The organism is Pseudomonas sp. MWU12-2037, assembly GCF_023242345.1.
Classification (GTDB): domain Bacteria; phylum Pseudomonadota; class Gammaproteobacteria; order Pseudomonadales; family Pseudomonadaceae; genus Aquipseudomonas; species Aquipseudomonas gingeri_D.
Genome location: NZ_JALLIZ010000010.1, coordinates 116,048 through 131,376, shown reverse-complemented (window position 1 = coordinate 131,376; position 15,329 = coordinate 116,048). Strand labels below are relative to the sequence as shown.

13 protein-coding genes are annotated in these 15,329 nt (G+C 63.0%); 4 read left to right on the top strand and 9 right to left on the bottom strand.

What is annotated here, in order from left to right; all coding sequences use genetic code 11:
- The first annotated feature begins 4 nt into the window (after window positions 1-4).
- Genes ptsN through M5B42_RS19570 form a run of 3 tightly spaced genes read left to right on the top strand, consistent with a single transcriptional unit; the run spans window position 5 to window position 1,618 of the window.
- A complete protein-coding gene (gene ptsN / locus M5B42_RS19580; RefSeq protein WP_103498076.1) occupies window positions 5-469 on the top strand; it encodes a PTS IIA-like nitrogen regulatory protein PtsN in 465 nt (154 codons plus the stop codon).
- 2 nt (window positions 470-471) lie between these two features.
- Window positions 472-1,329 (top strand): RNase adapter RapZ, encoded by an 858-nt coding sequence (rapZ, locus tag M5B42_RS19575; protein WP_152740058.1) that lies wholly within the window; start codon window positions 472-474, stop codon window positions 1,327-1,329.
- Between the two features lie 16 nt (window positions 1,330-1,345).
- Window positions 1,346-1,618 (top strand): HPr family phosphocarrier protein, encoded by a 273-nt coding sequence (locus tag M5B42_RS19570; RefSeq protein WP_248746770.1) that lies wholly within the window; start codon window positions 1,346-1,348, stop codon window positions 1,616-1,618.
- Window positions 1,619-1,807: 189 nt separating this feature from the next.
- On the opposite strand, the gene pmbA is transcribed toward M5B42_RS19570, so the two are convergent.
- The gene (gene pmbA / locus M5B42_RS19565) at window positions 1,808-3,154 is read right to left on the bottom strand and encodes a metalloprotease PmbA (RefSeq protein ID WP_248746769.1); all 1,347 of its coding nucleotides are present in this window, start codon (window positions 3,152-3,154) and stop codon (window positions 1,808-1,810) included.
- Window positions 3,155-3,276: 122 nt separating this feature from the next.
- Between pmbA and yjgA the strand changes: the two genes are divergently transcribed.
- On the top strand, window positions 3,277-3,798 hold the full coding sequence (gene yjgA, locus M5B42_RS19560; RefSeq protein ID WP_103496431.1) for a ribosome biogenesis factor YjgA: 522 nt from the start codon (window positions 3,277-3,279) through the stop codon (window positions 3,796-3,798).
- Window positions 3,799-3,849: 51 nt separating this feature from the next.
- Here the strand turns inward: yjgA and tldD are convergent, their stop codons facing one another.
- The 8 genes from tldD to mreB all read right to left on the bottom strand — a co-directional run bounded on the left by tldD (window position 3,850) and on the right by mreB (window position 15,120).
- Complete coding sequence (gene tldD / locus M5B42_RS19555) at window positions 3,850-5,292, bottom strand: metalloprotease TldD (RefSeq protein WP_100942256.1); 1,443 nt, start codon at window positions 5,290-5,292, stop codon at window positions 3,850-3,852.
- A 19-nt stretch (window positions 5,293-5,311) separates the two neighbouring features.
- Window positions 5,312-6,157, bottom strand: a complete 846-nt coding sequence (locus M5B42_RS19550; RefSeq protein ID WP_248746768.1) for a carbon-nitrogen hydrolase family protein — start codon at window positions 6,155-6,157, stop codon at window positions 5,312-5,314.
- Between the two features lie 92 nt (window positions 6,158-6,249).
- Window positions 6,250-10,065, bottom strand: coding sequence for a YhdP family protein (locus M5B42_RS19545; protein ID WP_248746767.1), 3,816 nt, complete (start codon window positions 10,063-10,065; stop codon window positions 6,250-6,252).
- A 76-nt stretch (window positions 10,066-10,141) separates the two neighbouring features.
- The gene (gene rng / locus M5B42_RS19540) at window positions 10,142-11,599 is read right to left on the bottom strand and encodes a ribonuclease G (RefSeq protein ID WP_103496434.1); all 1,458 of its coding nucleotides are present in this window, start codon (window positions 11,597-11,599) and stop codon (window positions 10,142-10,144) included.
- Window positions 11,600-11,658: 59 nt separating this feature from the next.
- Entirely contained in the window at window positions 11,659-12,264 is a 606-nt protein-coding gene (locus tag M5B42_RS19535; protein ID WP_152740062.1) for a nucleoside triphosphate pyrophosphatase, read from the bottom strand.
- A gap of 103 nt (window positions 12,265-12,367) precedes the next feature.
- Window positions 12,368-12,856, bottom strand: coding sequence for a rod shape-determining protein MreD (mreD, locus tag M5B42_RS19530; RefSeq protein ID WP_100942261.1), 489 nt, complete (start codon window positions 12,854-12,856; stop codon window positions 12,368-12,370).
- Entirely contained in the window at window positions 12,856-13,935 is a 1,080-nt protein-coding gene (gene mreC, locus M5B42_RS19525) for a rod shape-determining protein MreC (protein ID WP_177101226.1), read from the bottom strand. Before mreC ends, mreD begins: the two co-directional genes overlap by 1 nt.
- Window positions 13,936-14,082: 147 nt before the next feature.
- Window positions 14,083-15,120 (bottom strand): rod shape-determining protein MreB, encoded by a 1,038-nt coding sequence (gene mreB, locus M5B42_RS19520; RefSeq protein WP_002555108.1) that lies wholly within the window; start codon window positions 15,118-15,120, stop codon window positions 14,083-14,085.
- Between the last annotated feature and the right edge of the window lie 209 nt (window positions 15,121-15,329).

Genomic DNA, 15,329 nt, shown 5'->3' with positions numbered 1-15,329 from the left:
ATCCATGATCCGACTTGAAAGCATCCTGACCCCCGGCCGTTCTTTGGTGAACGTGCCGGGTGGCAGTAAAAAGAAAGCCCTCGAGCAAATTGCCAACCTGATCAGCCACGAAGTCCCCTACCTGGCCATGCAGGATGTCTTTGACAGCCTGATCGCCCGGGAGAAACTCGGCTCGACCGGTTTCGGCAATGGCATTGCCATCCCGCACTGCCGCCTGAAGGGTTGCGTGGCGCCCATCAGCGCCCTGATGCACCTGGACGCCCCTATCGATTTCGACGCCATCGACGGCGCGCCGGTTGACCTGCTGTTCGTCCTGCTGGTCCCGGAAGCCGCCACCGATGCCCACCTGGAACTGCTTCGGCAGATTGCCAGCATGCTCGACCGCAAGGACGTGCGCGACAAACTGCGTGCGGCAACCTCCAACCAGGCCCTGTACCAGGTAGTCCTGGACGAGCAGAGCGGTCACTGACCATGCGCTTGATCATCGTCAGCGGCCGCTCCGGCTCGGGTAAAAGTACCGCCCTCGATGTCCTCGAGGACAACGGTTACTACTGCATCGACAACCTGCCCGCCGGCCTGCTGCCGGAGCTGGCCGAACGCGCGCTGATCCATACCGAGCTGGCGCAACCGCTGGTCGCCGTTTCCATTGACGCGCGCAACCTGCCCAGCCACCTGTCGCGCTTCCCGGAACTGCTCGATGAAGTGCGCAGCCGGCATATCCAGTGCGATGTGCTGTACCTGGACGCCGACGAGGAAACCCTGCTCAAGCGTTTTTCCGAAACCCGTCGACGCCACCCGCTGAGCAATGCCAATCGCTCACTGGCCGAGGCCATCCGCGACGAAAGCAACCTGCTGGGGCCGATCTCGGACCTCGCCGACCTCAAGGTCAACACCACCAACCTGAACCTCTATCAACTGCGCGACACCATCAAGCTGCGCCTGCTGAACCAGCCGGAACCGGGTACCGCTTTCCTGGTCGAGTCATTCGGTTTCAAGCGCGGGATGCCGGTGGATGCCGACCTGGTGTTCGACGTACGCTGCCTGCCCAACCCCTACTGGAAACCGGAGCTGCGCGAACAGTCCGGGCTCGACCAACCGGTGGTCGAATACCTGGCCGCACAAGCCGACGTCGAGGAGATGTACCAGGATATTTCCAGTTATTTGCTTAAATGGTTGCCGCGTTTCGCCGCCAGCAACCGGGCCTATGTCACTATTGCCATCGGCTGCACGGGCGGGCATCACCGCTCCGTCTACCTCACCGAACGCTTGGGCAAGGCCCTGCAACAATCCCTGAAGAACGTCCAGGTCCGCCACCGCGACCTTAGCTGAAAGGACCACCACCGCGATGCCCGCTCTGGAAATTGAAATCATCAACAAACTGGGCCTGCATGCCCGCGCTTCAGCGAAGTTCGTCGGCGTGGCCGGCCAGTTCCCCTGCCAGATCCGCGCCGGGCGTTCACCGGAAAGCATGGTCGACGGCAAGAGCATCATGGCCATGATGATGCTGGCCGCTGGCAAGGGCACCACGATCCACCTGAAGACCGAAGGCGAACAGGAAGAGGCGGCCATGGCGGCGCTGGTCAAGCTGATCAACAATTATTTCGACGAAGGCGAGTAAGTCCTGCGGCGTCCATTCGGACGCCATCGCCGGCAAGCCGGCTCCCACAGGGACCGTGTTTGGCCTTAACTGAACGGCATCAGGGCAAGCCCGCTCGCCACGGGTCCAGTACAACCAAAGGTCCCCGTGAGGCCAAAAAAAGGGTGTCATCCATTGGATGACACCCTTTTTTACAACCGATACGCCGAATCAGCTACCGGCGACCATCATCCGCTCGATCAATACCGAACCGGTGCGGATATGGCTGCGCAGCTCAAGATCGCTGCCAACGGCCACGATCTGCTTGAACATGTCGCGCATATTGCCGGCAATGGTCACTTCCTGGACCGGGAACTGGATCTCGCCATTCTCGACCCAGAAACCCGCCGCCCCGCGCGAATAATCCCCGGTAACCATGTTCAGGCCATGGCCCATCAACTCGGTCACCAGCAGGCCGCGGCCCATGCGCCGGATCAGCGCCTCCTGGTCCTCGACCCCATGGGTGACGAACAGGTTGTGCACGCCACCGGCGTTGGCCGTGCTTGGCAGGCCCAGCTTGCGCCCCGAGTAGGTACCCAGCACATAGGAGACCAGGGTGCCATTTTCGACGAACGGCTTGGCATAGGTCGCCAGACCATCACCGTCAAACGCCGAACTGCCCATGGCCTGCATCAGGTGCGGACGCTCGTCGAGGGTCAGCCACTCAGGGAACAGGCGCTGGCCCATCGCCCCTTCGAGGAAAGAGGACTTGCGGTACAGGTTACCGCCGGAGATCGCCGAGAGGAAATTGCCGAACAGACCACCGGCCAACTCCGCCGAGAACAGCACCGGCACTTCGCAGGTCGGCACCGGACGCGCGCCCAGGCGGCTGGCCGCCCGTTGCGCGGCCTTGCGGCCAATGCTCGAGGCATCCGCGAGCAGTTCGCCCTGGCGATTGACGTCATACCAGTAATCGCGCTGCATCTGGCCGTCGCCTTCGGCGATCATCACACAGCTGAGGCTATGCCGGGTCGAAGCCGAACCGCCGATAAACCCGTGGCTATTGCCATATACGCGGCAACCCTGAGAGGTACTCAGGGTAGTGCCGTCGGCATTCTTGATCCTGCTGTCGGCATCAAACGCCGCCGCCTCGCAGATCAGCGCGCGTTCGATGGCCTGCTCAGGGGTGATGTCCCAGGCATGGAACAGATCGAAGTCCTTGAGCTCCTTGGCCATCAGGGCCGCATCAGCCAGGCCCGAGTGCTCGTCTTCCGAGGTGTGCTTGGCAATGGCCAGGGCCGCCGCCACGGTTTCGCGAATCGCTTCAGGACCACTGGCCGAGGTGCTGGCCGAGCCTTTGCGCTGTCCCACGTACAAGGTGATGCCGAAACCCTGGTCGCGGTTGAACTCGACGGTTTCCACTTCCCGCTGGCGCACCGAAGTCGACAGCCCCTGCTCCAGGGATACCGCCACTTCACAGGCACTGGCGCCCTGGCGTTTGGCTTCGGCGAGAATCTGCTCGACCTGCTCCTGCAGGACCGGCAACGCCTGCGGGCCGACGCTTTTGGCTGAACTCATGGCTTTCTCCACTCAGCTTTCTGTAATTAAATGCAGCTTTCGGTCAAGGTCTTCGAGCGACCGGGCCGGACAAGCGGCCCCCGACTGGTTATCATGGCGGCGTTTCTTTGCGGACTGCCACCATGGTTGATTCTTACGACGACTCCCTCGATGGGGAGAAAAGCAAAACCCAGGTCAAACGCGAGCTGCATGCTCTGGTTGATCTCGGCGAGCGCCTGACAACACTCAAGCCCGACTTGGTGGCAAAACTGCCACTGACCGACGGCTTGCGCCGTGCCCTGGCCGAAGCGCCGAAGCACACCGCGAATATCGCGCGTAAACGGCATATCCAGTTCATCGGCAGGCTGATGCGCGATCAGGATACTGACGCCATTCTGGTTCTGCTCGATCAACTCGACGCCTCCACCCGGCAATACAACGAACGTTTCCACAATCTCGAACGCTGGCGTGATCGCTTGATCGCAGGCGCCGACGATGTGCTGGAAAAGTTCGTCGCCGACTACCCGGACGCTGATCGCCAGCAACTGCGTTCCCTGATCCGCCAGGCTCAACACGAGCTTGCGCAGAACAAGGCGCCGGCCTCCAGCCGTAAAATCTTCAAGTACATCCGTGAGCTGGACGACGCTCAACGCGGTCTGCGTTGATCTTCGCCCCGGGTGAGTCGCCTTGGCGCTCACCCGACGCTCCACCTCTTCCTACGACCCCGTGCCACCCACGGTGATCGCATCGATTTTCAAGGTTGGCTGACCGACCCCCACCGGTACCGACTGCCCATCCTTGCCGCACGTGCCCACGCCGCTGTCCAGCGCCAGGTCGTTGCCGACCATCGACACCCGACTCATGGCTTCCGGGCCGTTGCCGATCAGGGTCGCGCCCTTGACCGGGGCGGTGATCTTGCCGTCTTCGATCAGGTAGGCCTCGCTGGTGGAGAACACGAACTTGCCGCTGGTGATATCGACCTGGCCGCCGCCGAGGTTGGCGCAGTAGATCCCGCGTTTCACCGAGGCGATGATTTCCGCCGGATCGCTTTCGCCACCGAGCATGTAGGTGTTGGTCATGCGCGGCATCGGCAGATGCGCATAGGATTCGCGACGACCGTTGCCGGTGCGCGCCACACCCATCAGCCGGGCATTGAGCTTGTCCTGCATATAACCTTTGAGCACGCCGTTTTCGATCAGCGTGGTGCACTCGGTCGGTGTGCCTTCGTCGTCGACGCTCAGGGAACCGCGACGACCGGCCAGGGTGCCGTCATCGACGATGGTGCAGAGTTTCGAGGCAACCATCTCGCCCATCCGCCCGCTATAGGCCGAGCTGCCCTTGCGGTTGAAGTCGCCTTCCAGGCCGTGGCCGACCGCTTCGTGCAGCAGCACCCCGGACCAGCCGGAGCCGAGCACCACCGGCAAAGTGCCGGCCGGCGCGGGAATCGCTTCAAGGTTGACCAGCGCCTGGCGCAGGGCCTCGCGGGCATAACCCATGGCCCGGTCTTCCGTGAGGAAATAACGATAGTCGGTACGCCCGCCACCGCCATGGCCGCCGCGTTCACGCCGGCCGTTCTGCTCGACGATCACACTGACATTGAAGCGCACCAGCGGCCGCACATCCGCCGCCAGGCCGCCGTCGGTGGAGGCCACGAGAATCCGCTCCCAGACCCCGGCCATGCTCACCGAAACCTGCTGGATACGCGGATCAAGGGCGCGAGTGGCGACATCGACACGCTTGAGCAACTCGACCTTCTCGGCACGGCTCATCACATCCAGCGGGTTATCCGGCGCATACAACTGCGTCACTTCCTGGCTGCTGAACACCTGGACCTTGCCATGCTGCCCGGCCCGGGAAATCGAACGGGCGGCACGCGCCGCCGAGCCCAGGGCTTCGAGAGTAATGGCGTTGCTGTAGGCAAAACCGGTTTTTTCACCGGACTGGGCGCGTACGCCGACACCCTGGTCAAGGTTGAAACTGCCTTCCTTGACGATGCCGTCTTCCAGGGCCCAGGACTCGGAGATCTGCCCCTGGAAATACAGGTCGGCGGCGTCGATGCCCGGCCCGGCCAGGTCGCCCAGAACCGCTTGCAGACTTTCGATGGTCACGCCACCCGGCGCCAACAGGTGTTCGCTGACTGAGGACAACAACTCGCTCATGGTTTTGCGCCTTATTTCGTCATTCCGATGCAGGTCGCTGCGCGCCCTGCGAGAAAAAGCGCCGATGGCTCGCCACCGGCATCCGCGCCCGGATGGACGCTTGTTCGTTACTGTCGCGTTCGGCCAGCAACACCGCTTCGCCTTGATCCTGTTCGGCGACTATGCGCCCCCATGGGTCGACAATCGCCGCATGCCCGAAGGTTTCCCGCGGCCCCGGATGCACCCCACCCTGAGCCGCCGCCAGCAGGTAGCACTGGGTCTCGATGGCCCGGGCGCGAATCAGCACCTCCCAGTGCGCGGCACCGGTCACGGCGGTAAAGGCCGAGGGCGCGGTGATCAATTCGGCACCGGCCTTGCGCAATTCACTGTAGAGCTCGGGAAAGCGCAGGTCGTAACACACGCTCAGGCCCAGCCGACCTACCGGGGTATCGGCCACCACCACCTGGCTGCCATAAGCATAGTCATCGGATTCGCGATAACGTCCGCGCGTGTCCGCCACGTCCACATCGAACAAATGCAGCTTGTCGTAACGTACCACCGTCTCGCCCTGCTCATCGATCAACAGCGAGCAGGCATTGGCCTTGGCATGCGGTTGGTCAACGGGCGGTAACGGCAAGGTGCCCGCCACTATCCATAACTTGAGGTCGCGGGCGGCCTGTTTCAACCAGGGCAGGACAGGTCCTTCACCCATGGCCTCGGCGCGGCCGATTTCGGCGACGTCGCGACGGCCCATGGCGGCGAAGTTTTCCGGCAGTACGGCCAGCCGCGCCCCTCCATCGGCCGCCCGCTCCAGCAACGCGCGGGCCTGGGCCAGGTTGGCCAGCACATCGCTCTGGCTGACCATCTGGATGACGGAAAAGGTCATGGCGCACTCCTTCAAAGACATAGCGTCATGCTACTCCATGCAGCTGCACGCCCAGTACGAAAAATGTCGGCGCAACAGGGTCGCGCCGGGCCTTACTTCGACTTGTCAAACGGCTTGTCGAAGGTGATCTTCGGTTCTTTCCAGGGGCCGGTGACGCTGTATTTGACGCTGGCGAAGCGCGCCACGCGGTCGCCGATCAGCTTGTCGATCAGGAACAGTGCGCCGCCGATGGCCGGCGCACCGACGATCAACGCGGCAATCGGCAGGTTGTTGGTCACCGGCAAGGTCACCAGCAGCTTGGCATCGACCCGGTCGGCGACCATATCGAGGGTGCCGTTGAGTTCCAGGTTGCTCGAAGGCCCGGTCAGGGTGATCGGCTTGCGCGTCACATAGACGCCATCGCTGGCCACCAGCAGGCCCTTGACCCGATCGTAGCTCAGGCCTTTGCCCAGCAAGTCGGAAAAGTCCAGGCGCAGGCGGCGGCCGATGGAGTTGAAGTTCAGCAGGCCGAACACCCGTAGCGCCTGGGCACCGCCGTCAGCCTCGACGAACTGCCCCTTGTTCAGGGTCGCATCAAGACTGCCCGAGAAGCGCTTGAGACCGACCCAGGCCGGCGAACCGGGCCAGCGACCGTCAACGTCGAGCTGGAAATCCTCACTGGTGACGGTCGGGGCAAAGCTCCAGGCCTTGAGCACGTCCGCCAGGTTCTTGCCTTCCAGGCGCCCGTTGAACCAGCTGCCGCTGGCGCCGGGTAGGCCTTCCCAGCCACCGGAGCCCCGCAGTTGCAGGCCCTTGAGGCCGAGATCGAGGTCATTGAGCTTGATCCCCTTGGGGGTCGGGCGCGCCTTGAGCGACCAGGCACCGAGCAGGTCGTTGCCCTGGAACAGTTGCTCGATGCTCACGTCCACCGCTGGAATCTGCCGGGGGTCGACCGACGCCAACGGGTCCGGGGCATTCTCATCGGCGACCACGCTCGGGTCCGGTGCCGGCAAACGCACATAGGCCAGCTTGACGCCAATCGGCACACCCTTGGCATCCGGCAAGGTCACGCTGCCCTTGGCCTGCCGACTGTCGATCTGCAGGCCCCAGGCATTGGCACTGCGAGCCATCAGCAAACTCACCTGGTCGAACTGGCTACCGAAAGCGCTGAGCGTGCCGACCTTGAAATCCGCGCTGCTGAGCAATTGCTTGGCACTGCCGCCCGGATCCTGGCCGGCATAACGGTCAGCAACGGCTTTCCACGGCGCCAGGTCCAGCTCCGACAACACCCCACGGATCCGCAAGCCCTGGGTCGCCGGCAGTTGTGCATCGCCTTCGCCAAGGAACAACTCACCACGGCCATCGCCGAACTTGCCGCTCGGCGCGGCAAAGGTGAAATTGGCCAGGGTGCCGTAATCGAACCAGTAACGCCGCTCGGCGCCTTGCAGGGTCATGCGGAACACGCTGTCGCGGCCCAGGCCGGCGGGCATGCCGAACGGCGCCGGCAGGTCGACGGCAACGCCCTTGAGGTTGGAGTTGATCATCAACTGGCTGTCGGGACCGTCCAGGGTCAGTTGCAACTGGTAAGGCAGGTCGCCGGAAATCGGCAACGGCTGGCTGACATTCAGCCAATCGGTGAGTTTCTTGATCGCCACCTGCCCCTTGGCCACCACCCGGGTATTGAGGCTGCCCGGCTTGCCATCGGCGAAAATCTGCGCGGTGATCGGTCGCTCGAATGCCTGGGCACTGATGTTGCCGGCGCTGAGGCCCTTGGCGCTGTCGAAGCGGAAGTCGCCCTTGAGCTGGCTCAGTTCGAGGACCGGATCAGGCAGCTTGAGCGTGGCCTTGTCGGTCTTGAAGTCCACCAGGATCTTCGGTTCCTCGGCCTTGACCAGCGGCACATCGAGGCTCACCTTGCCCGACAGATCACCCGTGGCCTGCCAGCCGGCAAAGGTCGCGGCGGTGCCGATCGGCGCCTCCTGGAGAATCTTCAGGCCGTCGCCCAGGCCGCCGGCAAAGTTGCCGTCGAGGAACATGCGGCTGTGCTGGCCGCTGGGCACATGGGGAATATTGACCATGATGTCGCTGACCTGGGTGTTGAGCAACTGGCCTTCGCTGGCCTTGATCCGCACACCGCTGTCCTCGATAAAGACATCGCCCTTGACCTTGCTGACATGGGGCCAGCCCGGCTGGAACGCCAGTTCGGCATCATGGACCTTGAAAAACAGGCTGATATTGCGCGCCGCCGCCGAGGCATCGTGGTTCAGCGAACCCTGGTACTGGAAGAAGCCCTGCTCCACCGCGCCATGCAGGATCGAGCTGCGCAGCCATTCGTCCAGCGCCGGGCTCAACACCGCCGGCAGGTACTTGGGCGTGAAACGACCCTCGCCATCCACCAGGCCGACCCGCAGGTCCATATAGTCTTCGGTGCCCTGGGCGAAGTGCAGGCGAATCAGGAAGTCGGCGGCGATCTTGCCTTCTTCCCCGAGCACCTTGATGTAGGGCGCGATCAGGGTGAAACCTTCCTGGTCCAGGCGCCAGGTCAGGCGGGCATTGGCTTGCAGGTACTGCCAGGGGTTGTTGAAGATCGGGTACAGGTGCAGGGAGAAATCCTTGCTGTCCATGCGCAGTTCGCCCTGGCCGAGGTCGCCGCTGATGCTGCCGCTGACGTTACGCGCCGCCGGGGCGCCGTGGTAGGCGTCGAAACCGACCCGTTCCAGGTTCGCGGCGAAACTCAGCTTCTGGTCGCCGGTTTCCTGGGGCCGGTAATCCAGCAGCACGTTGCGCAGGGTACCGATGACTTTCAGGTGATCGATGGCCGTGGCCAGGCCTTCAGGCAAGGGTGCGAGGGCGTCGAGCAAGGGGGTGATCGGTGTCAGGTCGAGGCGGTCGGCCTGCAGGTGCCAACGTTCCGGATCCTTGTCGGTGGCCGCGAGTTGCTGCAATTGCAGATGGCTTTCCCAGCGCGTCTTCCCCAGGTTCATGGCCAGGGAATTGAGCTGCACGTCAAAACCCTGCCCGGTGTGCTGGACATAGGCGTTGAGGGCCAGGTTGTCGATGCTGATCGCCTTGCGCTGGGCATAGGCGCCCTGGAATTGCGGGGCATTGAGGCGGACCACGGCGTTCTGCACCGTGCCATTGCCCCAGTTCAACCAGAATTCGCCACCGGCCTTGAGTTCGGTGATTTTCATTTGCCCGGTCAGGCGCGCCGGCAGCCAGCGCGCCCAGTCGCTTTGCGGCAGGCTCAGGTAGGCTTGAGCGGTGCCGTTGCGCCAGTCGCTGGCACGCAGGCGGGTCTTCAGGTTCAGGGCCAGGGGCTGGCCGTCAGGCAAATTCAAACGCAGGTCGAGGCGCTGGCGGGAAATACCGCTTTCCAGGTTGAGACCGACATAAGTCAGGGTCAGCGGCGACTCGCCGAACGGCTGCAAGGTCACCTGGCTGTCGAGCACCGACAACTGCTTGACCATCTGCATGCGGGTCAGCAACTGCGCGGGGTCCAGCGGCTGATCGTCCTGTACCGGCAAGCCCTGGAGGGCCCAGTGGCCGTCCTGGTCTTCTTTCAGGCTCAGTTGCAGGCCGCCCAGTTCCAGATGGGCGATCCGCACTTCGCGGGCGCGCAGGCTGGCCCAGAGATCGGGCACCACCTGGACCTTGTCCAGCAACAGCGCCGAAGCGCCCTCGCCGACTTTAACGTCATGGGCCAACAGCACCGGGGCCAGGCCATGCCAGCGCCCTTCCAGGCTGCCGATGGACAGCGGCAAACCTACGGCGGCCTGGGCCTTGCTTTCGATCTCGGCGCGATACTCGGCCACCAGCGGCACCAGTTGCCGGCCCAGGCTGGCATACAACGCCACCAACACCAGCAACAACGCACAGAGGCCCATGGTCCAACGGGTCAAGCCGGCAACAAAGCGTGTCAGACGCTCCATGTCAGTGCCCCCTTGAGGCATGGTTCAATGAACAGGTCGACGCCGGGCCGGGCTTGCAGGTTCTCAGTACGGGAAATCAGAGCAGCACCACGTCATATTGTTCCTGGGAATACATGGTCTCGACCTGGAAACGAATGGTGCGGCCGATAAAGCCTTCCAGCTCCGCGACATTGCCGGACTCCTCGTCCAGCAAGCGATCGACCACCTTCTGGTTGGCCAACACTCTATAACCTTCAGCCTGGTAGGCGCGGGCTTCACGCAAAATTTCACGGAAAATCTCGTAGCAAACCGTTTCCGGGGTCTTCAGCTTGCCGCGCCCCTGGCAGCTGCTGCAGGGCTCACAGAGCACCTGTTCGAGGCTTTCGCGGGTGCGCTTGCGGGTCATCTGCACCAGGCCCAGCTCGGTGATGCCGATGATATTGGTCTTGGCGTGATCGCGCTCCAGCTGCTTTTCCAGGGTCCGCAGGACCTGGCGCTGGTGCTCCTCGTCTTCCATGTCGATGAAGTCGATGATGATGATCCCGCCGAGGTTGCGCAGACGCAGTTGCCGGGCAATCGCGGTGGCCGCTTCGAGGTTGGTCTTGAAGATGGTTTCTTCGAGGTTGCGATGGCCGACAAAGGCCCCGGTATTGACGTCGATGGTGCTCATGGCTTCGGCCGGGTCGACCACCAGGTAGCCGCCGGACTTGAGCGGGACCTTGCGTTCCAGGGCCTTCTGGATCTCATCCTCGACACCATACAGGTCGAAGATCGGCCGCTCGCCGGGGTAATGCTCCAGGCGGTCGGCGATTTCCGGCATCAGTTCGGCGACGAACTGCGTGGTCTTCTGGAAGGTTTCCCGCGAGTCGATGCGAATTTTCTCGATCTTCGGGCTGACCAGGTCGCGCAGGGTGCGCAGGGCCAGGCCGAGGTCTTCGTAGATCACGCTGGGGGCGCCGATGGTCTTGATCTGCGCGCCGATCTGGTCCCAGAGGCGCCGCAGGTAGCGGATGTCCATCATGATCTCGTCGGCCCCGGCGCCCTCGGCCGCCGTGCGCAGGATAAAGCCGCCGGCTTCGGTGATGCCTTCGCGGGCCACGCAGTCGCTGACCACCTGCTTGAGGCGCTCGCGCTCGGCTTCGTCCTCGATCTTCAGGGAAATGCCGACGTGGGCCGTACGTGGCATGTACACCAGGTAACGCGAGGGAATCGACAGTTGCGTGGTCAGGCGCGCCCCCTTGGTGCCGATGGGGTCCTTGGTGACTTGCACCACCAGGCTCTGCCCTTCGTGCACCAGGGCGCTGATGCTCTCCACCGCCGGCCCTTCGCGCATGGAGATTTCCGAGGCGTGGATAAACGCCGCGCGGTCCAGGCCGATATCGACGAATGCCGCCTGCATGCCCGGCAACACCCGCACCACCTTGCCCTTGTAGATATTGCCGACGATCCCGCGTTTCTGCGTACGCTCGACATGAACCTCTTGCAACACGCCGTTCTCTACCACCGCCACGCGCGATTCCATCGGCGTGATGTTGATCAGGATCTCTTCACTCATGGCTGGGTCTCGTTCAGGCGTATTCACAATAAAGTTGCCGTATCGCGGGCGTGCGGCAATCAGCGCACGACAAGGTTTTGCCAACAGGGTATGCCGAAATGGCCAAGCAGTTCTGCGGTTTCGCACAGGGGCAGGCCGACGACGGCGGAATAACTGCCATTCAAGCCCACCACGAAAACCGCCGCCAGGCCTTGAATAGCATAGGCGCCCGCCTTGTCCCGGGGTTCCCCGCCGGACCAGTAGAGATGAGCTTCTTCCGGGTGTATTGCACGAAATTTCACCAGGCTGCGCACCACCCGCGACTCGCAGCGCTCACCGTCGAGCACGGCAATGGCGGTCAGCACTTCGTGTTCGCGGTCGGACAGGGCCAGCAGCATGGCCAGGGCATCGGCTTCATCCACGGGTTTGCCGAGAATCCGACCGTCCAGCACCACGGCGGTGTCGGCCCCCAGCACACAGGTCCCGGCCGCCGCCTGACTGGCGCCCAGCCGTGCACGGCCGGCCGCGGCCTTGCCCCGCGCCAGGCGCTCGACATAGGCCAGCGGGCTTTCGTCGGGCAGTGGGGTTTCGTCGATCTCGGCACTGATGACGCTGAACGGCACGCCGATCTGTGTCAGCAGTTCACGCCGACGCGGTGAGCCGGAAGCCAGGTAGAGCGAGGTCATGGAGACATCTCCGTGTCGGGGCTCTTTGTAGGAGCTATGTCAGCTTAGAGGAGCTATATCAGTAGAATAAGCAACTCGCCCACCCATAGCAGGCGAGATCCCGTCAGTTGATTTTGTAGCGGCGGCGCAGCCCACGCAGGCCGAAGCTGACCCAGGGCCAGAGCAAGGCACTGACCAGGGCCGGCAGCACCAGCGCCAGGGTCGGTTGGCGGTTGCCGGTCAAGGCGCTGAGCCAGAGTTGCACCAGCTGCGCCAGGCCGAAGATCACCAGGATCACCAGGCTCTGTTGCCACATCGGGAACATCCGCAGGCGTTGTTGCAGCGACAGCACGAGGAAAGTGATGAGGGTCAGGATCAACGCGTTCTGCCCCAGCAGGGTGCCGTAGAGCACATCTTCGGCCAGGCCCAGCAGGAACGCGGTGACCATGCCGATCTTGTGCGGCAGGTACAACGCCCAGAACGCCAGCAACAGCGCCAGCCACAGCGGACGCAGGATCTCCATGAACTGCGGCAGCGGCGAGACGCTGAGCAGCAGGCCGATGGCGAAGGTCAGCCAGACGATCCAGCCATTGCGGGAAAAGGTACCAGCCATTATTCCTCCGTCCGGGGCGCAGCCCGTGTCGCCGCCGGCGGTTTGCTGGCAGCAGGTTTGGCAGGGGTTGGCTTGACGGCATGGGCCGCCGGCTTCGCCGTGGCTGCCGGTGCAGCGGCAGGTGCGACGGGTGCGTTCGGCTTGGCCGGTGCGGTCCCGGGCTTGGGCACGGTGGCCGGTACCACGGGCGCGCCGTCACCGCCCTGGCGATCAGCTTCCTGGGCCTGCGCCGCTTCGTTGGCACGCTCTTCCGGGGTACGGCCGTCGCTGAACACCAGCAACAGGTAACGGCTGCGGTTCAACGCGGCGGTCGGCACGGCGCGGACAATAGCGAAAGGCTGGCCCGAGTCGTGAATCACTTCCTTGACCGTCGCCACCGGGTAACCCGCCGGGAAGCGCTGGCCCAGGCCGGAACTGACCAGCAGGTCGCCTTCCTTGATATCGGCGGTGTCGGCGACATGGCGCAGTTCCAGGCGCTCGGGGTTGCCAGTTCCGCTGGCAATCGCCCGCAGGCCGTTGCGGTTGACCTGCACCGGAATGCTGTGGGTGGTATCGGTGAGCAGCAGCACGCGCGAGGTGTAGGGCATCAACTCGACCACCTGGCCCATCAGGCCACGGGCATCGAGCACCGGTTGGCCGAGGACCACGCCATCACGCTCACCCTTGTTGATGATGATGCGATGGGTAAACGGGTTCGGGTCCATGCCGATCAACTCGGCCACTTCGACCTTCTCGTTGACCAGTGCCGAGGAGTTGAGCAATTCGCGCAGGCGTACGTTCTGCTCGGTCAAGGCCGCGAGTTTTTGCAGGCGCCCTTGCAACAGCAGGTTTTCGGTCTGGAGTTTTTCGTTTTCGGCGACCAGCTCGGTACGACTGCCGAACTGACTGGCCACGCCTTGCCACAAGCGTTGCGGCAGGTCGGTGATCCAGTACGACTGCATCAACACCAGCGACATCTGGCTACGCACCGGCTTGAGCAGCGTGAAACGGGCATCGACCACCATCAGCGCGACCGATAGCACGACCAGCACCAGCAAGCGCACGCCCAATGAGGGGCCTTTGGCAAAAAGCGGTTTAATGAGCCGCTCCTCCCAGGCAATGAGTCATTTTATTCATACGGCATCACACCGGCCTGGATGAAGTTGACAGAAGATAAACGCAACAGGCAGCACTGCCTATGCAAAGTGCTGCCTGCGAGCGGAACAGCATAGAGCTTCCCGGCGAACTTACTCGCTGGAAAGCAGATCCATGGTGTGCTTATCCATCATTTCCAGGGCACGACCGCCGCCACGGGCCACGCAGGTCAGCGGGTCTTCGGCGACGATCACCGGCAGACCGGTTTCCTGGGCCAGCAGCTTGTCGAGATCACGCAGCAATGCGCCACCACCGGTCAGCACCAGGCCACGCTCGGCGATGTCCGAAGCCAGCTCCGGAGGCGACTGCTCCAGGGCACTTTTCACCGCCTGGACGATGGTCGCCAGGGATTCCTGCAAGGCTTCCAGGACTTCGTTGGAGTTCAGGGTGAAGGCACGTGGCACGCCTTCGGCCAGGTTACGGCCGCGTACGTCGACTTCACGCACTTCGCCGCCCGGGTAGGCGGTGCCGATTTCCTGCTTGATGCGCTCGGCGGTGGATTCACCGATCAGGCTGCCGTAGTTGCGGCGCACGTAGGTGATGATCGCTTCGTCGAAGCGGTCGCCGCCAACCCGTACGGATTCGGCATAGACCACGCCGTTCAGGGAGATCAGCGCGATTTCAGTGGTACCACCACCGATATCCACGACCATCGAACCGCGGGCTTCTTCCACCGGCAGACCGGCACCGATAGCAGCAGCCATCGGCTCTTCGATCAGGAACACTTCACGGGCACCGGCACCAAGGGCCGATTCACGGATGGCACGGCGCTCGACCTGGGTCGATTTGCACGGTACGCAGATCAGCACCCGAGGGCTGGGCTGCAGGAAGCTGTTTTCATGCACCTTGTTGATGAAGTACTGCAGCATCTTCTCGCAGACGCTGAAGTCGGCGATCACGCCGTCTTTCATCGGACGAATGGCCGCGATATTGCCCGGCGTACGGCCGAGCATGCGCTTGGCCTCGGTGCCGACGGCGACGACGCTCTTCTGGTTGCCATGGGTGCGAATCGCAACAACCGATGGCTCATTCAGGACGATACCGCGCTCGCGCACGTAGATAAGGGTGTTGGCTGTGCCCAGGTCGATGGAGAGATCGCTGGAAAACATGCCACGCAGTTTCTTGAACATTGGAAAGGGACCCTGGGCAACGCGTGGGTAAAAAAGTGCGGCAAACTCTAACAACGACGGGGATTTTGGGCAAGGCGCCAATATGTTAAATTAGGCGTTTTTCCGAGCACCATCCCATACAATCGCGGCCATGTGACCGTAGAAATGCGGTAGTGTTCCGACAATCGTAAGTCGCGCCCGCACTTATTGACACTCTTTATTGTGTATTG